At 64.0% G+C, this 22,227-nt stretch carries 26 protein-coding genes and 2 tRNA genes; 19 read left to right on the top strand and 9 right to left on the bottom strand.

The window, feature by feature from the left end:
- Positions 1-59 precede the first annotated feature (59 nt).
- The 4 genes from IVA75_RS21460 (at position 60) to IVA75_RS21445 (ending at position 2,520) form a co-directional block, all read left to right on the top strand.
- A complete protein-coding gene (locus IVA75_RS21460; RefSeq protein ID WP_018457757.1) occupies positions 60-692 on the top strand; it encodes a cold-shock protein in 633 nt (210 codons plus the stop codon).
- A gap of 111 nt (positions 693-803) precedes the next feature.
- On the top strand, positions 804-1,289 hold the full coding sequence (locus tag IVA75_RS21455; RefSeq protein WP_027517796.1) for a DUF192 domain-containing protein: 486 nt from the start codon (positions 804-806) through the stop codon (positions 1,287-1,289).
- 127 nt (positions 1,290-1,416) lie between these two features.
- Positions 1,417-1,493, top strand: a tRNA-Pro gene (locus IVA75_RS21450).
- A gap of 832 nt (positions 1,494-2,325) precedes the next feature.
- A complete protein-coding gene (locus tag IVA75_RS21445) occupies positions 2,326-2,520 on the top strand; it encodes a hypothetical protein (protein WP_027569933.1) in 195 nt (64 codons plus the stop codon).
- Between the two features lie 41 nt (positions 2,521-2,561).
- On the opposite strand, the gene IVA75_RS21440 is transcribed toward IVA75_RS21445, so the two are convergent.
- The gene (locus tag IVA75_RS21440; protein ID WP_027569934.1) at positions 2,562-3,731 is read right to left on the bottom strand and encodes an OpgC domain-containing protein; all 1,170 of its coding nucleotides are present in this window, start codon (positions 3,729-3,731) and stop codon (positions 2,562-2,564) included.
- A gap of 259 nt (positions 3,732-3,990) precedes the next feature.
- On the opposite strand from IVA75_RS21440, the gene IVA75_RS21435 reads away from it, so the two are divergent.
- The 3 genes from IVA75_RS21435 to IVA75_RS21425 all read left to right on the top strand — a co-directional run bounded on the left by IVA75_RS21435 (position 3,991) and on the right by IVA75_RS21425 (position 5,615).
- Positions 3,991-4,296: an ETC complex I subunit gene (locus tag IVA75_RS21435; protein WP_007591346.1), complete on the top strand. Its 306-nt coding sequence runs from the start codon at positions 3,991-3,993 to the stop codon at positions 4,294-4,296.
- A 261-nt stretch (positions 4,297-4,557) separates the two neighbouring features.
- Positions 4,558-5,043, top strand: a complete 486-nt coding sequence (locus tag IVA75_RS21430; protein WP_247286141.1) for an Lrp/AsnC family transcriptional regulator — start codon at positions 4,558-4,560, stop codon at positions 5,041-5,043.
- Between the two features lie 272 nt (positions 5,044-5,315).
- Complete coding sequence (locus IVA75_RS21425) at positions 5,316-5,615, top strand: DUF3551 domain-containing protein (protein WP_027569935.1); 300 nt, start codon at positions 5,316-5,318, stop codon at positions 5,613-5,615.
- Between the two features lie 85 nt (positions 5,616-5,700).
- Here IVA75_RS21425 and IVA75_RS21420 read toward each other — a convergent pair whose 3' ends face one another.
- Positions 5,701-6,729 (bottom strand): AraC family transcriptional regulator, encoded by a 1,029-nt coding sequence (locus IVA75_RS21420; protein WP_027569936.1) that lies wholly within the window; start codon positions 6,727-6,729, stop codon positions 5,701-5,703.
- A gap of 112 nt (positions 6,730-6,841) precedes the next feature.
- Here IVA75_RS21420 and IVA75_RS21415 point away from each other — a divergent pair, with 112 nt between their 5' ends.
- From IVA75_RS21415 to IVA75_RS21400, 4 genes are read left to right on the top strand one after another with little or no spacing between them, the layout of a single operon-like run.
- Positions 6,842-8,014 carry an isovaleryl-CoA dehydrogenase gene (locus IVA75_RS21415; RefSeq protein WP_027569937.1) on the top strand — a complete coding sequence of 391 codons (1,173 nt, stop codon included), beginning with the start codon at positions 6,842-6,844 and terminating at the stop codon, positions 8,012-8,014.
- Between the two features lie 24 nt (positions 8,015-8,038).
- Positions 8,039-9,643, top strand: coding sequence for a carboxyl transferase domain-containing protein (locus IVA75_RS21410; RefSeq protein ID WP_247286140.1), 1,605 nt, complete (start codon positions 8,039-8,041; stop codon positions 9,641-9,643).
- Between the two features lie 4 nt (positions 9,644-9,647).
- Entirely contained in the window at positions 9,648-11,651 is a 2,004-nt protein-coding gene (locus IVA75_RS21405; protein ID WP_247286139.1) for an acetyl/propionyl/methylcrotonyl-CoA carboxylase subunit alpha, read from the top strand.
- A gap of 1 nt (position 11,652) precedes the next feature.
- Complete coding sequence (locus tag IVA75_RS21400) at positions 11,653-12,564, top strand: hydroxymethylglutaryl-CoA lyase (protein ID WP_247286137.1); 912 nt, start codon at positions 11,653-11,655, stop codon at positions 12,562-12,564.
- 47 nt (positions 12,565-12,611) lie between these two features.
- On the opposite strand, the gene IVA75_RS21395 is transcribed toward IVA75_RS21400, so the two are convergent.
- The 3 genes from IVA75_RS21395 to dctP are packed head-to-tail and all read right to left on the bottom strand — an operon-like array spanning position 12,612 to position 15,540.
- On the bottom strand, positions 12,612-13,970 hold the full coding sequence (locus IVA75_RS21395) for a TRAP transporter large permease (protein WP_247286135.1): 1,359 nt from the start codon (positions 13,968-13,970) through the stop codon (positions 12,612-12,614).
- Positions 13,967-14,521: a TRAP transporter small permease gene (locus IVA75_RS21390; RefSeq protein ID WP_027517812.1), complete on the bottom strand. Its 555-nt coding sequence runs from the start codon at positions 14,519-14,521 to the stop codon at positions 13,967-13,969. Before IVA75_RS21390 ends, IVA75_RS21395 begins: the two co-directional genes overlap by 4 nt.
- Complete coding sequence (gene dctP / locus IVA75_RS21385; protein ID WP_247286133.1) at positions 14,518-15,540, bottom strand: TRAP transporter substrate-binding protein DctP; 1,023 nt, start codon at positions 15,538-15,540, stop codon at positions 14,518-14,520. The genes IVA75_RS21390 and dctP overlap by 4 nt, the downstream gene beginning before the upstream one ends.
- A 329-nt stretch (positions 15,541-15,869) precedes the next feature.
- Here dctP and IVA75_RS21380 point away from each other — a divergent pair, with 329 nt between their 5' ends.
- Entirely contained in the window at positions 15,870-16,112 is a 243-nt protein-coding gene (locus IVA75_RS21380) for a pentapeptide MXKDX repeat protein (protein WP_007610178.1), read from the top strand.
- A gap of 137 nt (positions 16,113-16,249) precedes the next feature.
- On the opposite strand, the gene IVA75_RS21375 is transcribed toward IVA75_RS21380, so the two are convergent.
- Positions 16,250-16,597 carry a DUF6481 family protein gene (locus IVA75_RS21375; protein WP_007591299.1) on the bottom strand — a complete coding sequence of 116 codons (348 nt, stop codon included), beginning with the start codon at positions 16,595-16,597 and terminating at the stop codon, positions 16,250-16,252.
- A 269-nt stretch (positions 16,598-16,866) separates the two neighbouring features.
- Here IVA75_RS21375 and IVA75_RS21370 point away from each other — a divergent pair, with 269 nt between their 5' ends.
- The 3 genes from IVA75_RS21370 to IVA75_RS21360 all read left to right on the top strand — a co-directional run bounded on the left by IVA75_RS21370 (position 16,867) and on the right by IVA75_RS21360 (position 18,410).
- Positions 16,867-17,103 carry a hypothetical protein gene (locus IVA75_RS21370; protein WP_247286132.1) on the top strand — a complete coding sequence of 79 codons (237 nt, stop codon included), beginning with the start codon at positions 16,867-16,869 and terminating at the stop codon, positions 17,101-17,103.
- A gap of 76 nt (positions 17,104-17,179) precedes the next feature.
- Positions 17,180-17,428: a hypothetical protein gene (locus IVA75_RS21365; RefSeq protein ID WP_247286131.1), complete on the top strand. Its 249-nt coding sequence runs from the start codon at positions 17,180-17,182 to the stop codon at positions 17,426-17,428.
- A 184-nt stretch (positions 17,429-17,612) separates the two neighbouring features.
- Positions 17,613-18,410, top strand: a complete 798-nt coding sequence (locus IVA75_RS21360) for a hypothetical protein (RefSeq protein ID WP_247286130.1) — start codon at positions 17,613-17,615, stop codon at positions 18,408-18,410.
- Between the two features lie 106 nt (positions 18,411-18,516).
- Here the strand turns inward: IVA75_RS21360 and IVA75_RS21355 are convergent, their stop codons facing one another.
- Positions 18,517-18,678 carry a hypothetical protein gene (locus IVA75_RS21355; RefSeq protein ID WP_027569947.1) on the bottom strand — a complete coding sequence of 54 codons (162 nt, stop codon included), beginning with the start codon at positions 18,676-18,678 and terminating at the stop codon, positions 18,517-18,519.
- A 246-nt stretch (positions 18,679-18,924) separates the two neighbouring features.
- Between IVA75_RS21355 and IVA75_RS21350 the strand changes: the two genes are divergently transcribed.
- Entirely contained in the window at positions 18,925-19,074 is a 150-nt protein-coding gene (locus IVA75_RS21350) for a hypothetical protein (protein ID WP_197031201.1), read from the top strand.
- Positions 19,075-19,307: 233 nt separating this feature from the next.
- The gene (locus IVA75_RS21345; protein ID WP_027569948.1) at positions 19,308-19,526 is read left to right on the top strand and encodes a hypothetical protein; all 219 of its coding nucleotides are present in this window, start codon (positions 19,308-19,310) and stop codon (positions 19,524-19,526) included.
- Positions 19,527-19,651: 125 nt separating this feature from the next.
- Here the strand turns inward: IVA75_RS21345 and IVA75_RS21340 are convergent, their stop codons facing one another.
- Positions 19,652-19,879, bottom strand: coding sequence for a DUF2171 domain-containing protein (locus IVA75_RS21340; RefSeq protein ID WP_027569949.1), 228 nt, complete (start codon positions 19,877-19,879; stop codon positions 19,652-19,654).
- A gap of 139 nt (positions 19,880-20,018) precedes the next feature.
- Here IVA75_RS21340 and IVA75_RS21335 point away from each other — a divergent pair, with 139 nt between their 5' ends.
- Positions 20,019-21,302 carry a hypothetical protein gene (locus IVA75_RS21335; RefSeq protein ID WP_247286129.1) on the top strand — a complete coding sequence of 428 codons (1,284 nt, stop codon included), beginning with the start codon at positions 20,019-20,021 and terminating at the stop codon, positions 21,300-21,302.
- 15 nt (positions 21,303-21,317) lie between these two features.
- On the top strand, positions 21,318-21,683 hold the full coding sequence (locus tag IVA75_RS21330) for a hypothetical protein (RefSeq protein ID WP_007610194.1): 366 nt from the start codon (positions 21,318-21,320) through the stop codon (positions 21,681-21,683).
- A 464-nt stretch (positions 21,684-22,147) separates the two neighbouring features.
- On the opposite strand, the gene IVA75_RS21325 is transcribed toward IVA75_RS21330, so the two are convergent.
- Positions 22,148-22,224 (bottom strand) — tRNA-Arg (locus IVA75_RS21325).
- Positions 22,225-22,227 lie beyond the last annotated feature (3 nt).

The following is a 22,227-nucleotide window of genomic DNA, read 5'->3' as shown; positions in this document are numbered from 1 at the left end:
ACGCGTGATTCGGCGCCGCCATTCAGGCGGGTTGCATGGCATGTGTGGGGTCCGGGGTTATGGGGTCGTCGGACGGATTTGAGTCCAAGAAGGTCGGAGTTCCCGCGGTGGGCGAACACGGCGGTGGCGGTCGCGACAGCGCACTCAGTCCGTTCACCGGACTTGGTGAGAGCAGCGCCAACCTCGTCGAGGTTCACGGCGTCATCAAATGGTTCGACGCCTCAAAGGGCTACGGCTTCATCGTTCCCGACAATGGCTGGCCCGACGTCCTCCTGCACGTTACCGTGCTTAGGCGCGACGGCTTCCAGACCGCCTATGAGGGCGCCCGCATCGTCGTCGAGTGCATTCAGCGCGCCAAGGGCTACCAGGCGTTTCGCGTCGTCTCGATGGACGAGTCGACTGCGATCCATCCAGCGCAGATGCTGCCGCCGCGTACCCATGTCACGGTGACCGCGACCAGCGGCCTGGAGCGGGCCCAGGTCAAGTGGTTCAACCGGCTCCGCGGTTTCGGCTTCCTGACCTGCGGCGAGGGCACGCCCGACATCTTCGTGCACATGGAGACGCTGCGCCGCTTCGGCATGACCGAGTTGCGGCCCGGCCAGTATGTCCTGGTCCGCTTCGGACCCGGCTCCAAGGGCATGATGGCGGCCGAGATCCATCCCGAGACGGGATCACCGGTTTCGTCCCACTAATTCCATTCCCGCGATCGTGAGCAGAGGCGCGCTGGCTGGCCGGCGCGCCTCTGGCTTTTCCGGCGACCGCCACGTAAGGACTGGTCCAGTCCCACGCCTCGAGAGCCATCCATGAATTTCGATCGAAAGGCCGTCTTCGCCGTTGCGAAGGGCTGGCTTGCCGCCATCCTCGTCATCGCCGGCTGTGCCGTCGCGAGCGCACCCGTCCGCGCCGCCAGCTTCCAGCCGCTCGAGATCGTGACCAGGAACGGCGTGCAGGTGTTCTCGGTCGAGATCGCGACCACCGAGGAGGAGAAGCAGACCGGCCTGATGTACCGCAAGGAACTGGCGGACGGCAAAGGCATGCTGTTCGACTTCAATCCCGAGCAGGAGGTGTCGATGTGGATGAAGAACACCTACGTCTCGCTCGACATGATCTTCATTCGCGCCGACGGCCGCATCCTGCGCATCGCAGAAAATACCGAGCCGATGTCGACAAAGATCATCTCATCCAGGGGGCCCGCGCGGGCCGTTCTGGAGGTGGTGGCGGGGACGGCGCAAAAATATGGTATCCGCGCCGGCGACCGCGTCGGCCACCCGCTGTTCGGCAGCAAGTAGGCGGGCAAGGGGCTATTGGCAGGGCCATTGGCCCCCGTCCTGACGGTCTTTTGGGAAGCTTGCTGGCGCCTTTGGAAGGCTTGCTGGCGCTTTGGGAAGCGTGTATCGACGGGGCTCGCCGGACATTCGGGGTATAGCGCAGCCTGGTAGCGCGGCAGTTTTGGGTACTGCAGGTCGTTGGTTCGAATCCAGCTGCCCCGACCAGTCCGGAGGTGGGTCGGAACGGCACCAGAGAACAACAGCCATTCGGCGAGGCGCCAGGCGATCCAGGCGAGCGCGGTTTCCAGCCGAGCGCGGCGATCCAGGCCAAGCCGACAAGGTGCGTTCGATGCAGATGCCCGGAGCTGCCAAGGCCTTCCTAAACCCTCAACGCTCATTCCCTGCGCAACGCGACTTCCGCGCGATTTTTCAAGGCATTGGGCGGGTCGGACGGCGCGGAAATCGTAAAACTTTGTCGAACCTTTAGGCGTCGCCCTAGACATATAGGTGTTGGGGGATTTCAGCGCCCAATGCCTAACGGACGCCGCCAAGCGATGATATTCCGCTTGCGCGGCGTTACGCTTTTCCAACCATCAGTTCGTCGCGTACCAGCCGAACGGAAACGGCAGGAACGGCCAGGGCAGCTGATTGTCGTTGGCGACCTTCCGCGGCTCTTGCTCTGGCGTCTTGGCGGGCAGAGCAGGCGGCGTCGAATGCAGCGCCAAGCGCAGACATGCACATTGCAAATTCATCGTGGTGGCCCCCGCCCATCAATTGTTCAAAAATTCGCGTCAGCCTGGAAATCACCGCGCGTCCTCAAAACGACGCGCTCATTCTCAAATCGCACACAGTCTAGGAAAATCGGCGAGCGCTTTCAACCGGTCTTGCCACGCGCTCACAGGAAGTAAGGTTGACCGGTTAGGTTAAGGGCGAGCGGTTGTTGCGGCCGCCTTCGTGACTGTTATCAGATCGGTCCGGCTCGCGATGGGTTGCCTGAATTCGTGCTCACACGACATCACAGTTCGTCGCAGTGCTCGTATCCTGTGAGTTCTGCATCATGTCTTTCGATCGCAACGTCCGAACCACCGGTCCGCAGGCGAGCTGGACCGAGATCTGGCACCTCTGGACCGTGCTCGTGCCGCGCCGCTCGATCAACGGGCAGCTCGTTTACGGCAAGGTCTGGCGCCGCCACGACGGCCGCGACTGGATCTACAAGAAATTCACCGAGTACGATAGCGAAGCGGCGGCCTGAAGCGGCGTCGCTGTCGTCCGGCGCGGTATCGCTGCTGCCCTTCAAGCGGCCTTTGCGGCCGCAGGCTTGGGCGGCGGCGGCTTCAGCGGCTTGTCCTGCTTCTTCGACCAGGAGATGTAATACGCCACCGTCGTCATGATCGCGATGCCGGCGACGCTGACGAAGATCTGCGCAAACAGCGAGCCCGAGCTCATCGACAGCTCGAAATGACCGACGAAGGACAGGAACACGCCGACGCAGAACACGGCGAGCGACTGCTGGCCGCACACGATGATGGGGTCGAACCCTTTCCATTCCAGGCCCGGCCAGTCCTTCGGCACGAAGCGGATCACCAGGATCACGATCACGACGAAGTGGATGAAGCGGTAGGGCGCGAGGTTGGTCTTGTCGTTCGGGTTGAATGCCGAGAACAGCCATTCCGGGAACATGCCGCCGAGGGTCGGGAAACGACCAGCCATGGTCATGACCAGCGCGAACAGCATGTAACCGAGACAGAGCCACAGCGTGACCGGCGCGTTGATCAGCGTCATCGAGCGCCGCGCGCCACCCATGGCGCACCAGGCGCCGAATACGAACAGCACCTGCCAGGCATACGGGTTGAAGTACCACTGGCCGGCCGGATAGGCGGTCAGGTTCAGGCCGAAATGCCGGGCGGCGAGCCACAGCACGATTGAGAGCGCCATGGTGAGGTCTGGCTTGCGCAGCATGAACCAGAGCACCGGCGGAAACAGTCCCATCAGCACGATGTAGAGTGGCAGCACGTCGAGATTGAGTGGCTTGAAGCGCAGGAACAGGCCCTGGCGCAGCGTCTCGGTGGCGTTGTCGACCAGGCCGGCGACGTTGAACTCGTTGATCATCTCTGAATCGCCGAAGCGCAGCGCCAGATAACTGATCGAGGCGATGTAGATCACGAACAGGATGATGTGAGCGACGTAGAGCTGCCAGACCCGCTTGGTTAGCCTGGTGGCGCCGACCAGGAAGCCGCGCTCGAGCATCATCCGCGCATACACGAAGGATGCGGTGTAGCCGGAGATAAAGACGAACAGATCGGCGGCGTCGGAAAAGCCGTAATTGCGGGTGGTGATCCAGTTCACCACGTTGTCGGGGATATGGTCGAGGAAGATCGCCCAGTTCGCAATGCCGCGAAACAGGTCGAGCCTGAGGTCACGGCCCTTCTCGGGGAGCGTGGCATTGATGTTCAGGAAGGACATGCGACGGGAGCTTTCGGAGGGGACGGACAGGGAGATGTCAACGAAGCAGGGCCGCCGGGCGAGACCCCGGCGCGGAAGGCGGGTACGCAATTGTCACGATGCAGCATAATGATTATACCCATCGGCGAGCCATCCCGGGGGCCGGAATCACCGATCAGTTCCCAAAAGGTGTCTCTATACTATGCCCGCGGTTTCCACCAACTGCTACCGTGACGCATCGAAATCGGACGAAAAGACGAACAAGAGGCCCGGACCATCCATGACCGCACGCATTTTCAAGCCCGCCAAGAACGCGATGCAATCCGGCCGGTCGAAGACCAAGGAATGGCAGCTCGACTACGAGCCCGAGCAGCCGCGCGCGGTCGAGCCGCTGATGGGCTGGACCTCGTCCGGCGACATGAAGCAGCAGATCACGCTGCACTTCCACAGCAAGGAAGAGGCGGTCGCCTATTGCGAGCGCAAGGGCATCGCCTACCAGGTGATCGAGCCGAAGGAATCGGTGCGCCGTCCGGTCGCCTATGCGGACAATTTCTCGTTCCGCCGCGGCGAGCCCTGGACGCATTGAAGGCGGGCCACGCGTCGAGACTCTCGTCGTGCCCGGGCTTGCCGTCTTCGCTGAAGCTTCGCCGGCCCAACACCGAATGCCCAGCGAAGCCTTGGTGGAGCCGGGTCGCGGGCATCTACGTTTTAGCCTCCGCGTGAAAAGCCGCGGACGGCCGGGACAAGCTCGGTCAATCACGGCGGTTCTTCCCATGGTCCTGCCCTTGGCAGCCATTCCCCCCCGTGCTTCGCTGCCGCGCATAAGACGACCATGACGAGGTGGGCTATGGCCGGGCGTGACCAGCTCGACGGCGTCGATCTGAAAATACTCTCCGAATTGCAGCAGGACGGGCGGGTTCGCAACAACGAGCTGGCGCTGCGCGTCGGGGTGTCCGGGCCCAACTGCGTGAGGCGGCTGAGATCGCTGTTCAGCCGCGGCGTGATCCGGGCGGTGCGCGCCGTCATCGACGAGCGGCTGCTCGGCTATGAGGTGGTGTCGTTCGTCTCGATCCAGCTCGGCAGCCAGGCCCAGCCGGTGCTGGCGGCGTTCGAGAGCTCGATCGCCGCGATCCCGCGCATCCAGCAGTGCTGGCGGATTTCGGGCGACACCGACTATCTTCTCAAATGCGTGGCGCCGAGCGTCGAGAGCATGCGCCAGCAGCTCCTGCATTTCGCCGCGATGCCGAACGTGAAGAACGTCCGGAGCTTCCCGGTGCTGGGTGTGGCGAAGGACGTGCCGCTGCCGTTGCAGGAGATCGCGGCGGCAGGATAGTTCGGCGGGGACGGGTGCCAAAGCGTGGCGGGCACAACGACATCCAAAACTCCGAAGGCGCGAGAGTGATCCCCTTGCCGGGATACAGGTTCGGATAAGACGGATAAAACATAAGTAACTCACCTAACTGTGACATGTGATTTGGGAAGTTCTGCAATGCGTCGAGCCGTGATTGCCGGTTCCTGGCGCCGGCCTACATGCGAGCTGTGAACCTCAGCCTGCGTCGCATGCCGAGGCCTCTTTTGTGGGACCCTGAAGCAGGAAAAGACAACATGACCCCGACCTCGAAGACGTTCGTCGCATCCGCTGCGACGCTGTTTGCATCTGCGTTTCTCATGATGACCGCGCCGGCTGCCCAGGCAGAAGACTACTGCATCACCAATGGCGCCCAGGCCGCACACGGCTGCGGCTATCCGACGATGGAGGCCTGCCGGGCCGCGGCCGGCGGCATCGGCGGCTCGTGCTCGCAGAGCGGCGGCGCGAAGACTTCGACTGACGCGCTGGCCTTCCAGCCGAAGCAGACGCAGTCGCGCACCAAGCTTCGCCCGGGTGGGCAGACCAACTCGAACTGATCGAGACCGGTTTCGAAATGTTGTGGCCTCCGAGTTGGATCTCGGAGGCCACAACAGCATGACAGCCCGCGCGTCAGCGATACCGTCAGCGATACCTGCCGCGAAACTCGCGCGGGGAGGCGCCGGCCCAGGTGCGGAAGGCGCGGGAAAAGCTCTTCTCGTTGCGGAAGCCCGCGATCTCCGCGATCCGCTTGATCGGGTTACGACCGCGCATCAGCTCCTGCTTGGCGAGCTCGAATTTTGCCTCTTCCTTGAGATCGCGCAGCGAGGTCGCTTCATCGCGCAGGCGCCGATGCATGGTGCGGGTGGAGAGCGCCAGCTCGCTCGCGACATCCTCGGCTCCGAGGCTGCGTCCGCGCGCATTGCGGAGCACGCGGCGAACGCGCTCGACCAGGAGCCGGTCGCGCCGATAGGGTAGTACGGTCAGCCGCAGCGCGCCCTTGAGCATGTTGTCGAGGTCCGCCGCGCTACGGGTGAGCGGCAGCGACAGATAATGCTTGTCGAAGGTGATGGAAGCTCGGTCCGCATCGAAGCGGATGTTTCGGCAAAAGATGGTCGGATAGACCGAGACGTGGCCGGGCTCGGGGTGCGGAAATTCCGCGGCGCGGAGCGCGATCCTGGAATCCACGGCCCAGCAGGAAAAGCCGAGAACATAGCGGAGCAGGGTGACCAGGCAGAATTCGCGCAAAGGCCCGAGGTCGCGCAGCTCGCGGATGGACACGACGGCGGTCTCCTCGCCGACGGCGAGATCGAGCAGCACGTCCTCGGTCAGCAGGCGGTGGTGCCGGCACCAGCGCTTGAGCGCGACTTCCAGCGTCGGGGCGGTGATCGAGGCGCGGCACAGCATGCCGTAGGTGCCGAAGGGCAGCCGCCGCGAGAACCAGCCGAGCGCCTCGTCATCGAGTTCGCGCATGGCATGACCCGCCAGCGCCTCGAACTGGCCGGCCGTGACCCGCCCATCCGGAGAATTGACAAGGTCTGGCGTTACCTGACCCCGGCTCAGCGCCTCGGTCGGATCGCGGCCGTAGCGTTCGTAAGCGGCAACGACGCCGCGGACGAAGGCGGCAGGGGTCACGGCACGGCGCGGGATCGCGGTTGCGACTTGAAAAGGCATCGGACATCCCCTGGAAAAATCCTCGCCAAGTTTGGCGGAAAATGCAACCTTTTCGACCGCAGAAGGGCCCCGATGCCGCTAGGTTTGGTCCCCAAAATACGGAGGAATCGCCTTGAATATCCCGAGCATCGATTTCGATCTGGGCGAAGACATCAGCATGCTGCGCGACACGCTGCGCGCCTTCGTGGAGGCGGAGATCGCCCCGCGTGCCGCCGATATCGAGAAAGCCAATCTGTTCCCGGCGGACCTCTGGAAGCGCTTCGGCGACCTCGGCCTGCTCGGCATGACCGCGCCGGAGCAATATGGCGGCTCCAACATGGGCTATCTCGCCCATATCGTCGCGATGGAGGAGATTTCGCGCGGCTCGGCCGCGGTCGGGCTCTCCTACGGCGCGCACTCCAATCTCTGCGTGAACCAGATCCGCCGCAACGGCAATGATGCGCAGCGCGAGCGCTATCTGCCAAAGCTGATCTCCGGCGAGTTTGTCGGCGCGCTCGCGATGTCCGAGCCCGGCGCCGGCTCAGACGTCGTCTCGATGAAGCTGCGCGCCGACAAGCGCGGCGACCGCTACGTACTCAACGGCTCGAAGATGTGGATCACCAATGGCGGCGATGCCGACGTGCTGGTGGTCTACGCCAAGACCGATCCGGAAGCGGGCCCGCGCGGCATGACCGCCTTCCTGGTCGAGAAGGGGGCCAAGGGCTTCACCCACGGCCAGCATCTGGACAAGCTCGGCATGCGCGGCTCCAACACCTATCCGCTGTTTTTCGACGAATGCGAGGTGCCAGAGGAGAACGTGCTCGGCAAGGTCGGCGAGGGCGTCAGGGTGCTGATGTCCGGGCTCGACTATGAGCGCACGGTCCTCTCGGGCGGGCCACTCGGGATCATGGCGGCCTGCATGGACGCGGTGGTGCCCTACATGCACGAGCGCAAGCAGTTTGGGCAGCCGATCGGCGACTTCCAGCTCATGCAGGGCAAGCTTGCCGACATGTATGCGACCTGGCAGGCCACGCGCGCCTATGTCTATGCGGTGGGGCGTGCCTGCGACCGCGCCGATCACGCGCGCAGCTTGCGCAAGGACGCCGCCGCTGCGATCCTCTATTCCGCCGAGAAGGCGACGTGGATGGCGGGTGAGGCGATTCAGGCGCTGGGCGGGGTCGGCTACACCTCCGAATTTCCGGTCGGGCGTCTGTGGCGCGATGCAAAGCTCTACGAGATCGGCGCCGGCACCTCGGAGGTCCGGCGCATGCTGATCGGTCGTGAATTGATGGCTGAGACGGCTTAAAACCTTCATGCAATTGGAATCAACATGCCGCTCCATTCCAGCATCGATACGTCTTCATCGGACTTTGCGCGCAATTCCGAGGCTATGCGCACCCTCGTCGCGGATCTACGCGAAAAGCTGAGCCAGGTCGCCGGCGGCGGCGGCGAGGTCTCGCGCAACCGCCACACCTCACGCGGCAAGATGCTGGCGCGCGAGCGCGTCGACCTCTTGGTCGATCCCGGCACCGCGTTCATGGAGCTGTCGCCGCTCGCGGCCTATGGCCTTTACGGCGGCGACGTGCATTCGGCGAGCGTCGTCACCGGGGTCGGGCGCATCGCGGGCCGCGAATGCGTGATCGTCGCCAATGACGCCACCATCAAGGGCGGCACCTATTATCCCATGACCGTGAAGAAGCATCTGCGCGCGCAGGACGTGGCGCGGCAGAACAATCTTCCCTGCGTCTACATGGTCGATTCCGGCGGTGCCTTCCTGCCGCTGCAGGACGAGATCTTTCCGGACGAGCGTCACTTTGGCCGCATCTTCTACAACCAGGCCCAGATGTCCTCGCAAGGCATCCCGCAGATCGCGATCGTGATGGGCTCCTGCACCGCCGGTGGCGCCTATGTCCCCGCGATGTCGGACGAGAGCATCATCGTGCGCAACCAGGGCACGATCTTCCTCGGCGGGCCGCCGCTGGTGAAGGCGGCGACGGGCGAAGTGGTGACCGCGGAGGAGCTTGGTGGCGCCGACGTGCATTCGCGGCAATCGGGCGTGACCGATCATTATGCCCAGAACGACGCGCACGCGATCGGCATTGCCCGCCGCATCGTCGGCACGCTGAAGCCATCGGTACGACCGAACCTCAACATGCATCCGCCGCGTGATCCCTTGTTCGCGGCGGAGGAGATTTACGGCGTGGTGCCCGTCGACGGGCGCAAGCCGTTCGACGTGCGCGACATCATTGCGCGCGTCGTTGATGGTTCCGAGTTCGACGAGTTCAAGAAGCTCTACGGCACGACGCTGGTGTGCGGCTTCGCCCACGTCTGGGGTTTTCCGGTCGGTATCATCGCCAACAACGGCATCCTGTTCAGCGAGAGCTCGCTGAAGGGGGCGCATTTCATCGAGCTGTGCTGCCAGCGCGGCATTCCGCTGGTGTTCCTGCAGAACATCACGGGCTTCATGGTCGGCAAGAAATACGAAGCCGGCGGCATCGCGCGGGATGGTGCGAAACTCGTGACGGCGGTCGCGACGGCGTCGGTGCCGAAATTCACCGTCGTGATCGGCGGCTCCTACGGCGCCGGCAATTACGGCATGTGCGGCCGCGCCTACTCGCCGCGCTTCCTCTGGATGTGGCCGAATGCGCGCATCTCGGTGATGGGCGGCGAGCAGGCCTCGATGGTGCTGAGCCAGGTCCGGCGCGACAATATCGAGGCCAAGGGCGATAGCTGGTCGAAAGAAGACGAAGATAAATTCCGCGAGCCTATCCGCGCGCAATATGAGAGCCAGGGGCACCCGTATTACGCGACCGCGCGTCTCTGGGACGACGGCGTGATCGATCCGGCCGACACAAGGCTGGTACTCGGCCTCGGCCTCTCGGCGGCGTCGAATGCGCCGATCGAGCCGACGAAATTCGGCCTGTTCAGGATGTGATGCGATGGACCGCTCAAAGCTCTACCGGCGTTTTCGCACTCTCCTGATCGCCAACCGCGGCGAGATCGCCTGCCGCGTGATCCGCACCGCGCGCGCCATGGGCCTGCGCACTGTGGCCGTCTATTCCGAGGCCGACCGCGATGCGATGCATGTCGCGCTCGCCGACGAGGCCGTGCTGCTCGGTCCCGCACGTGCCCGCGACAGCTATCTCAACGTCGAGCGGCTGATCGAGGCCGCGCGCAAGACCGGCGCGGAGGCGATACATCCTGGTTATGGCTTCCTGTCGGAGAATGCCGAATTCGCGCAGGCGTGTTTCGACGCCGGCCTGGTCTTCGTCGGCCCGACCGCGGCGATGATGACCGCGATGGGCTCGAAGTCCGGCTCCAAGGCGCTGATGGAGAAGGCCGGCGTACCGCTGGTGCCCGGCTATCACGGCGAGTCCCAGGACGATGCGACGCTGGCGAAGGCCGGCGAGAAGGTCGGTTTCCCTATTCTGGTGAAGGCCTCCGCCGGCGGCGGCGGCCGTGGCATGCGCATCGTTCGCTCGGCGGATGAACTCGCGCCTGCGATCGTCAGTGCGAAGCGCGAGGCCAAGGCCGCGTTCGGCGACGACCGCATGCTGATCGAAAAATATGTCGACAATCCCCGCCACATCGAGGTGCAGGTGATCGGCGACAGCCACGGCAATCTGCTGTCGCTGTTCGAGCGCGAATGCACACTGCAGCGCCGCCACCAGAAGGTGATCGAGGAGGCGCCGTCGCCGACGCTCAATCCCGCCCAACGTGAGACGGTCTGCGCCGCCGCGCGAAAAGCGGCCGGGGCCGTCAACTATGTCGGTGCCGGCACCATCGAGTTCGTCTCCGACGGCAAGGACGTGTTCTTCATCGAGATGAACACGCGCCTTCAGGTCGAGCATCCCGTGACCGAGCTGATCACCGGCATCGACCTGGTCGAGTGGCAGTTGCGCGTCGCCTTCGGCGAAGCGCTGCCACTCGAACAAGATCAGATCAAGCTCAACGGACATGCCGTCGAGGCTCGGGTCTACGCGGAGAACCCGACCAAGAACTTCATGCCCTCGGTCGGCAAGATCTCGACCTGGCGGTTGCCGGCGGAAACCGGCGGCCTGCGCATCGACGCGGGCTATCGCGAGGGCGATGCCGTCTCGCCGTACTATGATGCGATGCTAGCGAAGATGATCGCCTGGGCGCCGACGCGTGATGTCGCGATCGAGCGGCTGAACCGCGGGCTTGAGGACTCAGACGTTCGCGGCATCGTCACAAATATCCCGTTCCTCTCCGCCCTGATCACGCATCCGAAGGTGAGGGCGAATGCGATCGACACCGTCTTCATCGAGCGCGAGCTGGCGGTGCTGACGCAGGCACCGCCGGCGCCAAGCGAGCTCGAGCTCTGCGCCGCGGTGGCCGCTGTGATCAAGGACGAGCGGCAGGCCGCGCAGGCGGAAGCGAATTCGCCCTGGCAAACCTCTGGCTGGATGCCGGTCGGCCGCCGCCAGCGCAGCTTTGCGTTCCGCGTCGGCCACGGGCCGGAGCAGAAGGTTAGGCTGAACTACGGCAGCGGCCCGTCCACACTGGTGATCGGCGAGCGCGAGCTGGCGTTCACGATCGTGGTGAAGGACGGCGGCTTCGATCTAACGCTTGACGGCGTCAAAACGTCGGTCGCGGCCGTGATCGATGGTCATGAGCTGTATTTGCGCACGCGCAACGGGCGATTCGACCTGCATTGGGTCGATCCGTTCGGCGGCGAGATGGAGGAGCAGGCCGGCGCGGACAAGATCGCGGCGCCCTTGCCGGGTACCGTCGTCGCCGTGCTGGCGGAGGAGGGTGCCAAGCTCGAGAAGGGCGCGCCGATCCTGACGCTGGAAGTGATGAAGATGGAGCAGACGCTGCGCGCGCCCTATGCCGGCGTGCTGAAGTCCATCAAATGCAAGGTCGGCGACATCGTCCAGGAGGGCGTCGAGCTCGCCGTGGTCGAGCCTTCCGGAGAATGAGATGAGCGATCCCGTCCGCATCATCGAAATGGGGCCGCGCGACGGCCTGCAGAACGAGAAGACGGCGGTCAGGGTCGAGGCCCGCATCGCCTTCATCGAGACGCTGGTCGCGGCCGGCCTCAATACAGTCGAGGTCGGCGCCTTCGTCTCGCCCAAGGCGATCCCGCAGATGACGAGCTCGGACGCCGTGCTGCGCGGCGTCAGCCACCTGACCGGCGCCGAATTCCACGTCCTGGTGCCGAACGAGAAGGGCTATGACGCCGCGCGCGCGGCCGGCGCCAAGATCGTCTCGGTGTTCGCGGCGGCCTCCGAGGGCTTTTCGCGGGCCAACATCAATTGCACGGTCGCGGAGTCCATCGAACGGTTCAAGCCGGTGCTGGCACGCGCCAAGGCCGATGGCATCAAGGTCCGCGGCTATATCTCATGCGTGCTCGGTTGTCCGTTCGACGGCGAGATCAAGCCGAAAGCCGTCGCCGATCTCGCCACCACGCTGTGGGAGCTCGGCTGCTACGAAATCTCGCTCGGCGACACCATCGGGGTCGGCACGCCCGAAAAGGCGAAGGAGATGCTGCGCGCGGTCAGCGCCAACATCCCTCCCGCCAACCTCGCGATGCATTTCCACGACACCTACGGCCAGGCACTCGCCAATCTCTATGCCGGGCTGGAGCAGGGCGTCCGCGTCATCGACGCCGCCGCCGGCGGCCTCGGCGGCTGTCCCTACGCGCCTGGCGCGACCGGCAATGTCGCGACCGAGGACGTCGTCTATATGCTCGAGGGCATGGGGGTCAGGACGGGCGTCGACATGTATCGGTTGCTGGCGGCGACGAACGAGATGAGCGGCGTGCTGGGCAAACCGCCCGTGAGCCGCGTGGCGTCCGCGCTGAACGCTAGGAGGAAGCACGCGACTTCCTAATTCCCGTCATTGCGAGCGCAGCGAAGCAATGACGGTGGACGCAGCAGCTACCTGCTCCCGTCCGGCCCCATCACCAGGTCCGGCAGCCCGGTCGATATCTCCGGCACGAAGCACAGCAGCAGCACCGCGACCATCATCAGCAGCACGAACGGCAACGTGCCCCAGATCACTTCGCGCAAGGGGATGTCGGGCGCGACGTTGCGGATGACGAAGATGTTGAGGCCGACGGGTGGATGGATCAGCCCCATCTCCATCACGATGGTCATGACGACGCCGAACCAGATGATGTCGAAATTGGCGGCGCGGAGCGGCGGCAGGATGATCGGCGCGGTCATGAGAATGATCGAGACCGGCGGCAGGAAGAAGCCGAGTACGACGACCATGACGAGGATCGCGAACAAGAGTCCCCAGCGCGGCAGATGCATCGCTACGACGGTTTCGGCGGCCGATTGCGAGATGTGGAGATAGCTCATCACGTAGGAGTAGAGCAGCGACATGCCGATGATCATCATCAGCATGGTCGATTCCCGGATCGTTGATTTCAGGATTGGGGCGAGGTCGCTCGGCCGCCACACGCTGTAGATCGCCGCGATCAATGCCAGCGCCAAGAGGCCGCCGAGACCAGCGGTCTCCGACGGCGTCGCATAGCCGCCATAGAGTGCGATCATGACGCCGGTGAGCAGCAGCACGAAGGGGATCACGCGCGGCAGCACGCTGAAGCGTTCCGCGAGCGTGTATTCGTCACGGGCAAGGATCGCAGCTTCTGGGCCGCCGTTCTTGTAGATCGCTTCGGCCGCGGCATATTCCTGGCGGAAGCGGATCACGGCGTAGACGCCGAACAGCGAGACCAGCAGCAGGCCGGGCCCGATGCCGGCGAGGAACAGCCGTCCCAGCGATTTTTCGGCGGCGACCGCAAACAGGATCATGGTGATCGACGGCGGGAGCAGAATGCCGAGCGTGCCGCCGGCGGCGATGATCCCTGCGGCAAAACCACCGGAATAGCCGCGTTTGCGCATCTCGGGGATGCCGGCCGAGCCGATTGCCGAGCAGGTCGCGGGCGAGGAGCCCGCCATCGCCGCAAACAGCGCGCAGGCGAACACATTGGCGACCCCGAGGCCGCCGGGAACGCGGTGCAGCCAGGCGTGCAGGGCCGAGTAGAGATCCTGGCCCGCGCGCGACTTGCCGATCGCGGCCCCCTTCAGGATGAAGAGCGGGATCGACAGCAGCGTGATCGAGGCCATTTCCTCGTAGACGTTCTGCGTCACCGTATCGAGAGAGGCGGCGGGCATGTAGATGCCCATGAACACGACTGCGACCGCGCCGAGCGCGAACGCGATCGGCATGCCCGAAAACATTACGACCAACGTCGCGATTCCATAGGCGAGGCCGATACCGAAAACGCTCATGAACGCCTGGCTCCAGCGAAAGGCAGCGCAAGCTGCACGAGAATCTGGACGCAGAGCAGGCTCATGCCGAACGCCATCAGCGAATAGGGGATAGCCAGCGGCGGCGACCACATCGAGTTCGAGACCTGGCCGTCGACATAGGCTTCATGCGCCAGCGTCCAGGACTTCCAGGCGAAGAAAGCGCAGAACAGAAGCGTCACGGCATCGACCAGCCAGAGCCTGATCCGGTTCGCCAGCGGCGAGAGCAGGCCGACGAAGGCCTCGATGCCGATGTGACCGCGGTTCTGCTGCACGTAGGCGGCCGTCATGAAAGTCGCGCCGACCAGCAGGAACACCGCTGCCTCGTCCTGCCAGTAATTGGCAGCCTTGAACAAGGCGCGGCTGAGCACGCTGTAGCTCAAAATGGCGCAGGCGGCGATCAGTGCAATTGCGGCGAACACAACGATGATGTTGTTGAGGATGGCGAGACCGCGATCGATCGCCGCCGCAAGGCCGGTCCTTGCGGCAGCGTTTGCCTGGTCGTCACGATCCGGAAGCGGACCGTGGCTCATGCGGCGACGTCGGTCGCGAGCTTGAGCAGGTTGGCCGAGGTCGCGGTCTTGGCGCCGTAGTCCTTCCAGGCGGTGTCGCGGGCGATGTCACGCCACTTGCCGACGGTCGCGGCATCGAGCACCGAGACCTTGGCGCCGGCCTTTTCGTAGACCTTGGCGACCTCGACGTCGTCGTCCTGCGCGCCCTTGCGGCCGAAGGCTTCGAGCTCGGTGCCGACTGCGAGCAGGACGTCCTGCTGGTTCTTCGGCAGCTTGTCGAAGATCGCCTTCGACATCATCAGCGGCTCGAGCATGAACCAGTAGGACGCACCTGCGCCCGAGGTCAGCGATTTCGCGACCTCTTCGAGGCGGAACGAGATCAGGCTGGTCGAGGAGGTGATGCCGGCATCGCAGGCACCCGTCTGCATCGCTGCGTAGATTTCGTTCGAGGGCACCGACAGCACGGATGCGCCGGCGGTCTGCAGCACCATGTCCATTTCGCGCGAGCCGCCGCGCACCTTGAGACCCTTGGCATCTTCAGGGGCCACGATCGGCTTGGAGCGGCTGGCGACGCCGCCGGCCTGCCACACCCAGCTGAGCAGGATGATGCCCTTGTCGGCGAGGAAGTCGGTCAAGGCCTTGCCGACCGGCTCCTTCTTCCAGCGCATGCCCTGGTCGTAGGTGGTGACGAGGCCCGGCATCAGGCCGATATTGGTTTCCGGCAATTCGCCGCCGGCGTAGGGCATCGGGTAGAGGCTGATGTCGAGCGCGCCCTTGCGCATCGCGGAGAACTGCGCGTTGGTCTTGATCAGGGAGGAGTTCGGATAGATTTCGGCGGCGATGTCGCCGTTGCTGCGCTTGGCGACTTCGGCGGCGAACATGCGGCAGAGCCGGTCGCGGAAATCGCCCTTATCGACGGTGCCGCCGGGGAATTGATGCGAGATCTTCAGCGTGGTCGCGGCATGCGCGGTGCCGGTGCCGAAACGGAGAATGGCGGGTGCGGCGACGGCGGTCGCAATCAGGTGGCGGCGCGTAAGCATGGCGTGATTCCCTTGGACGGTTTCTTGGACGATTTTTTGGACGGTTCTTTGGATGGCCTTGTTTGCCGTGATTTTGGGTTGGTCTTTGAGACCGTGCTGAAGCCCATCCTAGCCGGTCTTTCGGACAATGTTCTCTCATCTGATAGTTCGAGACCGAATGCCGCGGCAAGTGCCGGCCATGCTGCGTTGCACACTTCTGATTTACTGCATCAGCGGCAATTGCCGCGGAAATTTATCAGCGGCCGAGTAACAACGCCCCGTGGCAATCCGTCGAGATCAGATAGCGGCGTCCGTCGCTGACAAACCTCATCTCGAAGGGAAGACCAGTCATGACCATTCGTACCCGCATCGCGCTCGGCGTTTCAGCGGCCATTCTCTCGCTCGGCCTCGCGCTGTCGCCGGCTGCCTTTGCTCAGGACAAGATGGGCAAGGATGACGGCATGATGAAAAAGGACACGATGTCCAAGGACGGCATGAAGAAGGACACCATGTCCAAGGACGACGGCATGAAGAAGGACACGATGTCGAAGGACGGGATGAAGAAAGACGACGGGATGATGAAGAAGCACTGATCTTCCATCGTCGAGGAGGCGCTTGCGACAGGCAGACGCGCGCAAAAATCCGGGGGCGGTCACGTAGACCGCCCCCGGAGTATTGTTTCAGTCCAAATTCAATTGAACGTGACTTGCGAGCGTTAGACTTGCGAACGTTACTTGCGCTTCGCCTTACGGGCGGCGTAGCGGGCGTCTCGCTTGGCCTTTTGATCGGCCTCGGCTTCGGCCGCCTTCGCGACGGCTTCTTCGGCTTCGCGGGCGATCCGCGCGGCCTCGAGCGCGGCAGCCTCTTCTTGAAGGCGCTTCTGCTCGGCCTTTTCCGTCTCGCGCGCAGCCTTTGCCTCGGCGCGCTTGGCCGCAAGGGCCTCGCGCTCCGCACGCTTCGCCACAACCGCGGGATCATCCGGCCCCGGCTGCGACTTGAATTTGTTCAAAAGGTTTTTGCGTGCTTCCTGTGCCGCCTTTTGTCGGTCGGAGAAGCCTGGTTCCCTAAATCCACTCATCGGCGAACCTTGTCATCCTCGCTTTCGATCCTACATCACTGCCTGTTGGTACGTCGGCTGGGCATAGCGGGCGCCGCGCGACGCAGATGCGTGTACATCGGCGCGCGCCGTGATGCCACCTATAATCGCAGCCGATCAGGTAGACGAAAATCGCCGCCCCCGACGATCTCTCGTAGCCCCGAAAAACTGCCGAATTGTGATGTCCCTCATAAGGGGGGCACCAGGGCGGTGCCTAGCGTCCGCCCGGGTATGAGACGCGGAGCACGGGTATGACGATCTCAAGACTGAGCCTGAAGGCGCTCGCAATCGCCGTCGCGGTGGCAGCCCTGGCCGGTGCCGCGCTGCTCCTCGCTGGCCCGCAGCCGATCGAAAGTGCCGTCCTGGGTGCAGATTGGGAATGCACCCAGACCGCGTTTGTACTTACGACCTGCGCACCGCGGGTCCAGCAGGCGATCCCGGCGGTCGAAACCTCGCGCAAGGAAGCGATCCGGCCGACCCGAGGCTAACCGGGAGAAGCTTGGGCAGGATGTGACGCCACGCCGCAGAGGTGATAAAGCCCGCTCGCCCCGTGATCGGTCAGCCATGTCCAAGTCCGAAGCCAATTCCGAGCCTAAGTCCGAAGCTAAGCCCGAACCCGGCGCTAAGCTCAAATCCCCTCCAAAACCTCAGGCCGGTGACAACCGCCGCGGCGCCATCGCCGGCTTGATCATCGCGATCGTGATCCTCGGCGTCGGCTGGTGGCTCGCCCGCGATCTCACCTCCGCGAGCAAGATGCAGGACTGCCTGATGTCCGGGCGAAGCAACTGCAATGTGATCGAGCCGGCCCGCTAGAGGCACTCCAGAGCGGCCCGGGCGGACGAAGAAATGTCGTGATCTTAATCATTTGTAACGGGACTTGGGCGACCAAAGCAGGTCAGTCATGTCAGCCGGCATCAGCTCAGCGCGAGCCGAATCGTCTATCGCGCGAGGCATCACGGCCATTGACGGCAATCGAGAGAGTAGGGGGCAAGCACGCATGAGTGCGTCCAGTCGCATCAAGATCATCATTCCCTTGGTTTCGGCCATGGCATTGCTCGCCGTCCCGGCGCAGGCTCAGGACGCCAGACCGCCGAGAGACGCCGCCCAGCCATCGGCCGGGCCAGGCGGCGGCGCGCCGCCTCAGAACATGCGCAAGGGTCCGCCGCCGCAGCAGGCTGTCCGGCCCGCGCCACAGCCCGGCGGCCAGCCCCACTCTGGCGGTCCTGGTCATGCAGCTCCAGGTGCAGGTCCAGGTGCAGGTCCTGCGCCGCGCAATGCCGGCGGTCCGCCGCCCGGACGCAATTACGCCAGGGGTCCCGCGCCGGCGCGCGATTGGGGCGGACATGCCTATCGCGGCCATCTCGCCTGGGATGGCGGACGCTGGCGCCACGAAGTCCACAACGGCCGCTCCGGCTGGTGGTGGGATGTGGGCGGCGCGCGGTATTATTATCCGCAGCGGATGGAGGGGCCCCCGGCCTACATTTCGGAGGATTATTACGACGACGTGCCGGTCGCCTACGCCCCGCCCGTCGCCTACGAACCGCCGCCGCCTCCGCCGCCAGCCGACCCCGGCGCGAGCGCCCTTGGCGGCGCCATTGTCGGCGGTGTGCTGGGCGGCCTGATCTCGGGCAACGCCTCGGGTGCGGCCGCAGGCGCCGTGATCGGCGGTGCCACCGGCGCGATCGCCGGCGCGACGGCTGCTTCGCGCCCCGGCTACTATCTGGCCCAGGGCAACTGCTACTACCGTTATCCGAGCGGCCAGTATGTGCAGGCCGATCCCCGCGCGTGTTACTGAGCACTCCAGGCGAGAGCTGAAGCGAAGAGGCGGGCCAAGATCCCGCCTCTTTTCGTTTGGCGCTGGCCGTCAGCTGGCCAAGAACTAAAGAGGATCGGCCCGCGCCTCAGGACACCAGCCAGCCGAAGAACGCGATCGCGGCCCAGACCAGGCCTGCGATCCAGGCCAGCATCACGATGGCGATGGTCGCCAGATATGCGATGCCGAGCGGGTCGGATCGTTCGCGCCGCGTCGGGACGGCAATTTCGGCTGCGGCTTCTTGTGTCATGACGGGAATATCTTCCAAGCCTTCTCGCTCTCTGGGAGCGCTGAAGACTGTTTAGCGGAGACGCCGGGCGCCGGCTGTGACGCACTTCACAGATCGGTGCGCGTCAAGCCCACAATGGTTGCCGGTCGTTCGACAGATGCGTGAGTTGGATCGCGTCGCAAATCCGTGTGGGGAGGCATTAACCCCGCAATCATACGGACGAAATTGCCACGCGCTTGTCCAGATCGTCCGGCTAGAATTGGCTTCATGTGTACCAAGTACGATCCACAGCATGAAGCCGAGGCGGCGATGAAGCGCGCCGTGGCGGCCGAAGGTCCCGACCGGCAACGTCTCATCGAGCTGGCCCTGGCCTGGCATCAGCTCGCCCGCGACCGGCGCGAAGAGCGTACGGACTGAGCTCACGCTCTTACGACAATACCCGTATTCACAGAAAAACCCCGTGCTCGGGGGGACAAGCACGGGGTTCTCGAGAGCCGATCGGGGCTGGCAAATCGGCACCACTGGATTTCGAACGCGTCGATCGCAGGTTCGTTCCGCGCCCCTTCAATTCTTTTCGCGCGAGATCAAGGGCGACCGAGCGGGAGGCGCGTGCAGGTGGAACGTCGGTTCCCCGGCGACGTTGAGCCGCTATGACCGATCCCGAGTTGCGCGCACAATCCTTCGAGATTGCCTGGAAGTATCTCGACCAATCCGGCCTGCTGACTGGCGAGCGCAGGGACGCCGCCCGATTCATCCTGCACAGGATCGACCGCATGATGCTGGCTGGCGAAAGGCGACGATTGCTGCTGTCCAACGCCGCGATCGATGCCTACCGCTTCCGGCCCGTGCTCGTGACGCTCGACGCCTGACGCAAGTCGCCGAAACGCGACGTTAAGACTCGTTCGATGACGATTTTCCGATCGCGATTCGTTTCGCGGAACGAAGCGGAGCAGGATCGTGAACAAACAAAAAGCCTGCAAAGGGCTGCAGTGTGTCAGGCAGCTTCCGGCTTTGGCACCGCGTCGGCATTCACCGAGAGCTTGACGACATCGCCTTCGACAGCACCCACATATTTCGTGTCGATGTAATGATGATGGTCCTTGTGACCTTCCGGGCTGTCCTTCCGCGTCAGCTTGATGCGGTTGCCCTCGACGCGGTCGACGGTGCCGACAGGTGCGCCGTCCTTTCCGATGATCTTCATGTGCTCTCTGATCTCGCTCATGATGTTCTCCCTATGAAGTGTCAACGGCGAGGGCCGGTCTTTGTTGCAAGGATGAGCGGGCCCGGCTGTTGGAGCCAATGCGTTCGCCGAACGTTGAAAGGCAGTCGCAATTGCCAAGACCACCATCATCAAGATCCGCATGGAGACCTCCGAGGCCTATCTCGAACGAAAGCACAGGGAAATCGGGCTGCTGAACGATTGCCTGAGGAGCCCGCTGCATTTGGCTCGGCCGCAATCGGTCGAGGAGGTTGTAGACTCCAAATTTCAGCTCGCCGCCGCGCTGCGCGCGGAGCATGCGCTGCAGGACTGGAAGGCGACGGAGACGGCTTGGTCGCACGCGGCGTCTCCCTCCAGCGGTCCGTTCGTGTTCAGCTACGATTATCAGCGCGCGGACCTCAAGGTGTGCGGTCCCTCGTTTTATGAACTCGAGCGGGGCTGCAGGAGCGAGGCGATCTATACCGCCTCCGGCATGGCCGCGATCTCCGCACTGCTGCTCGCGTCCGCACGAACTATCGGCAAGGCAGACGTCGTAGTGCTGCCGGGCACCTACGGCGAGACAGTGGAGCTGATCGAGAGCCTCGTCCCCCATTTGCAGCTTGTGACCGCCAGGCTGCCGCTGGGCGAAGCGTTTGATGCGGCGGCCGCGCCACGGCTTCTGCTGCTGGATTCATGCGCCCCTGCCGGGGCGTTCGAGGCGGCTCTGCGCTGCGACGGTTCGGGGCTCGACCTGTTGATCTTCGACACGACATGTTTCGCCGGCAGGTCAGGGCGCATCCGGCGCGTCCTAAGATGGGCCGCGCGATGGGACATCCCCGTCGTGTTGGTGCGAAGTCACAACAAGCTGGATTCGCTCGGCGTGGAATATGGCCGGCTCGGCTCTGCCGTCTTCGTGCATTGGAGCCGGAAGGACCTCAAGGCAGGCCAGCTGCTGTCCGAAAGCCTGGCGGCGGAAACCCGCAATGCCGTCCGGCTTCTCGGTGGCGCGGCGTTGCCGGCGCACTTCCCGCCATTCGTGGGCTCGGCGGCCTATTGGGCCCTGACGAAAAGGCGCGTCGCGGCAATCCTGCGCAACGGTCGCCACACGGCGCGATATTTCGCCTCCGAGCTCGCTTCGCTCTCCGCCGAGCTGCATTTCACCCACGGCCTCTATGTCACGCTTCGCGGCAGGCGCGCCCTCGACGAGGCGACCGCGCGGCAGGCGGCCGACGACATGAGCCGCGACCTGAGCGGCAAAGGCTTCCCCATTCGCCACGCCGGCAGTTTTGGCTTCGATTTCGCGGCGACCGAGTGGTTTCACGACGCGACTACGGATCGGTACAGCGTCCGGGTCGCCGTGCCGGATCTGCCGACCGAGTCGTGGAAGGATCTCGCGGCGGCGATTGCCGGGTGGTGGGCGCGACATCAGGGGGATGCTGAAGGGTGAGTACGGTGCAAGGCCATGACAGAGAGACCGAAAGCGTTTCCTTACAGGGAATGCACATGGCATGTTTCAGACGAACAGTCCCAGCAATGGCTTGCGGTGCTTGAAAAGACGGGTGCAGCCAACGTCCGAGCGCGCCTCGCCCAGACCGACGCGGCATCCGCAGGAGCGATCGCGATCGGAACCGCGCCCGTCATGACGATCGGGTTCGCCCAGGAATGGCTGAACTGGAAAGATAATCAAAAATCCGAGGCGGATATCGAACGGCACGAGCGGCAGATCTGGTGGACTCGGACCGCGGCAATCGCCGCATCGGTCGCCGCCTTGAGCGCACTGTTCGGCTGGATTTGGACGATCTTCATCCGGGGGAATAACGGCCTATAACAAACATGATTGTTACATTGCGCATACATCCGCGAGACGAGAGCGGCTACAAACTGCGCTGTTTCAATCGATCGCCAGGCATTCTTCCACGGCCGGCTTCTGGTGGTCTCGACGCGCCCACGCCTGAACGGCGAACGCGAGTTGATGCTGACTCGCTGCCGCGTCCGCGATAGTGGCCCGGGCCGTCGCGATGGGCTTTGTGACCACACCGGAGTTCACGACTCCCGCGTCAACTGCCAGAAACGATATTGCCACAACCGCCACCGCAGATGCGATAGCCATTCTCGTCAAGTCGGATAGTGGCATCGAAGTCCTTATCGGGCGCACGTCGCTCGGCGGATAGATAGGGCTCGTTTGCCCGGATCAAAGCCCGGAGCGAGGCGACCCACGCGTTCGTGAAGGACAGCGGACCCTGCGGGCGCGCGTCGTAGACCGGGCTCACCATGAGCGCTTGAACCTGAAAATGGCGATCCCGGCAGGAATCGAACCTGCAACCCTCAGAGTAGAAATCTGATGCTCTATCCAGTTGAGCTACGGGACCGTC

This window comes from Bradyrhizobium sp. 134 (assembly GCF_023074155.1).
Classification (GTDB): Bacteria; Pseudomonadota; Alphaproteobacteria; order Rhizobiales; family Xanthobacteraceae; genus Bradyrhizobium.
This window is presented reverse-complemented; position numbering and strand designations above follow the sequence as displayed.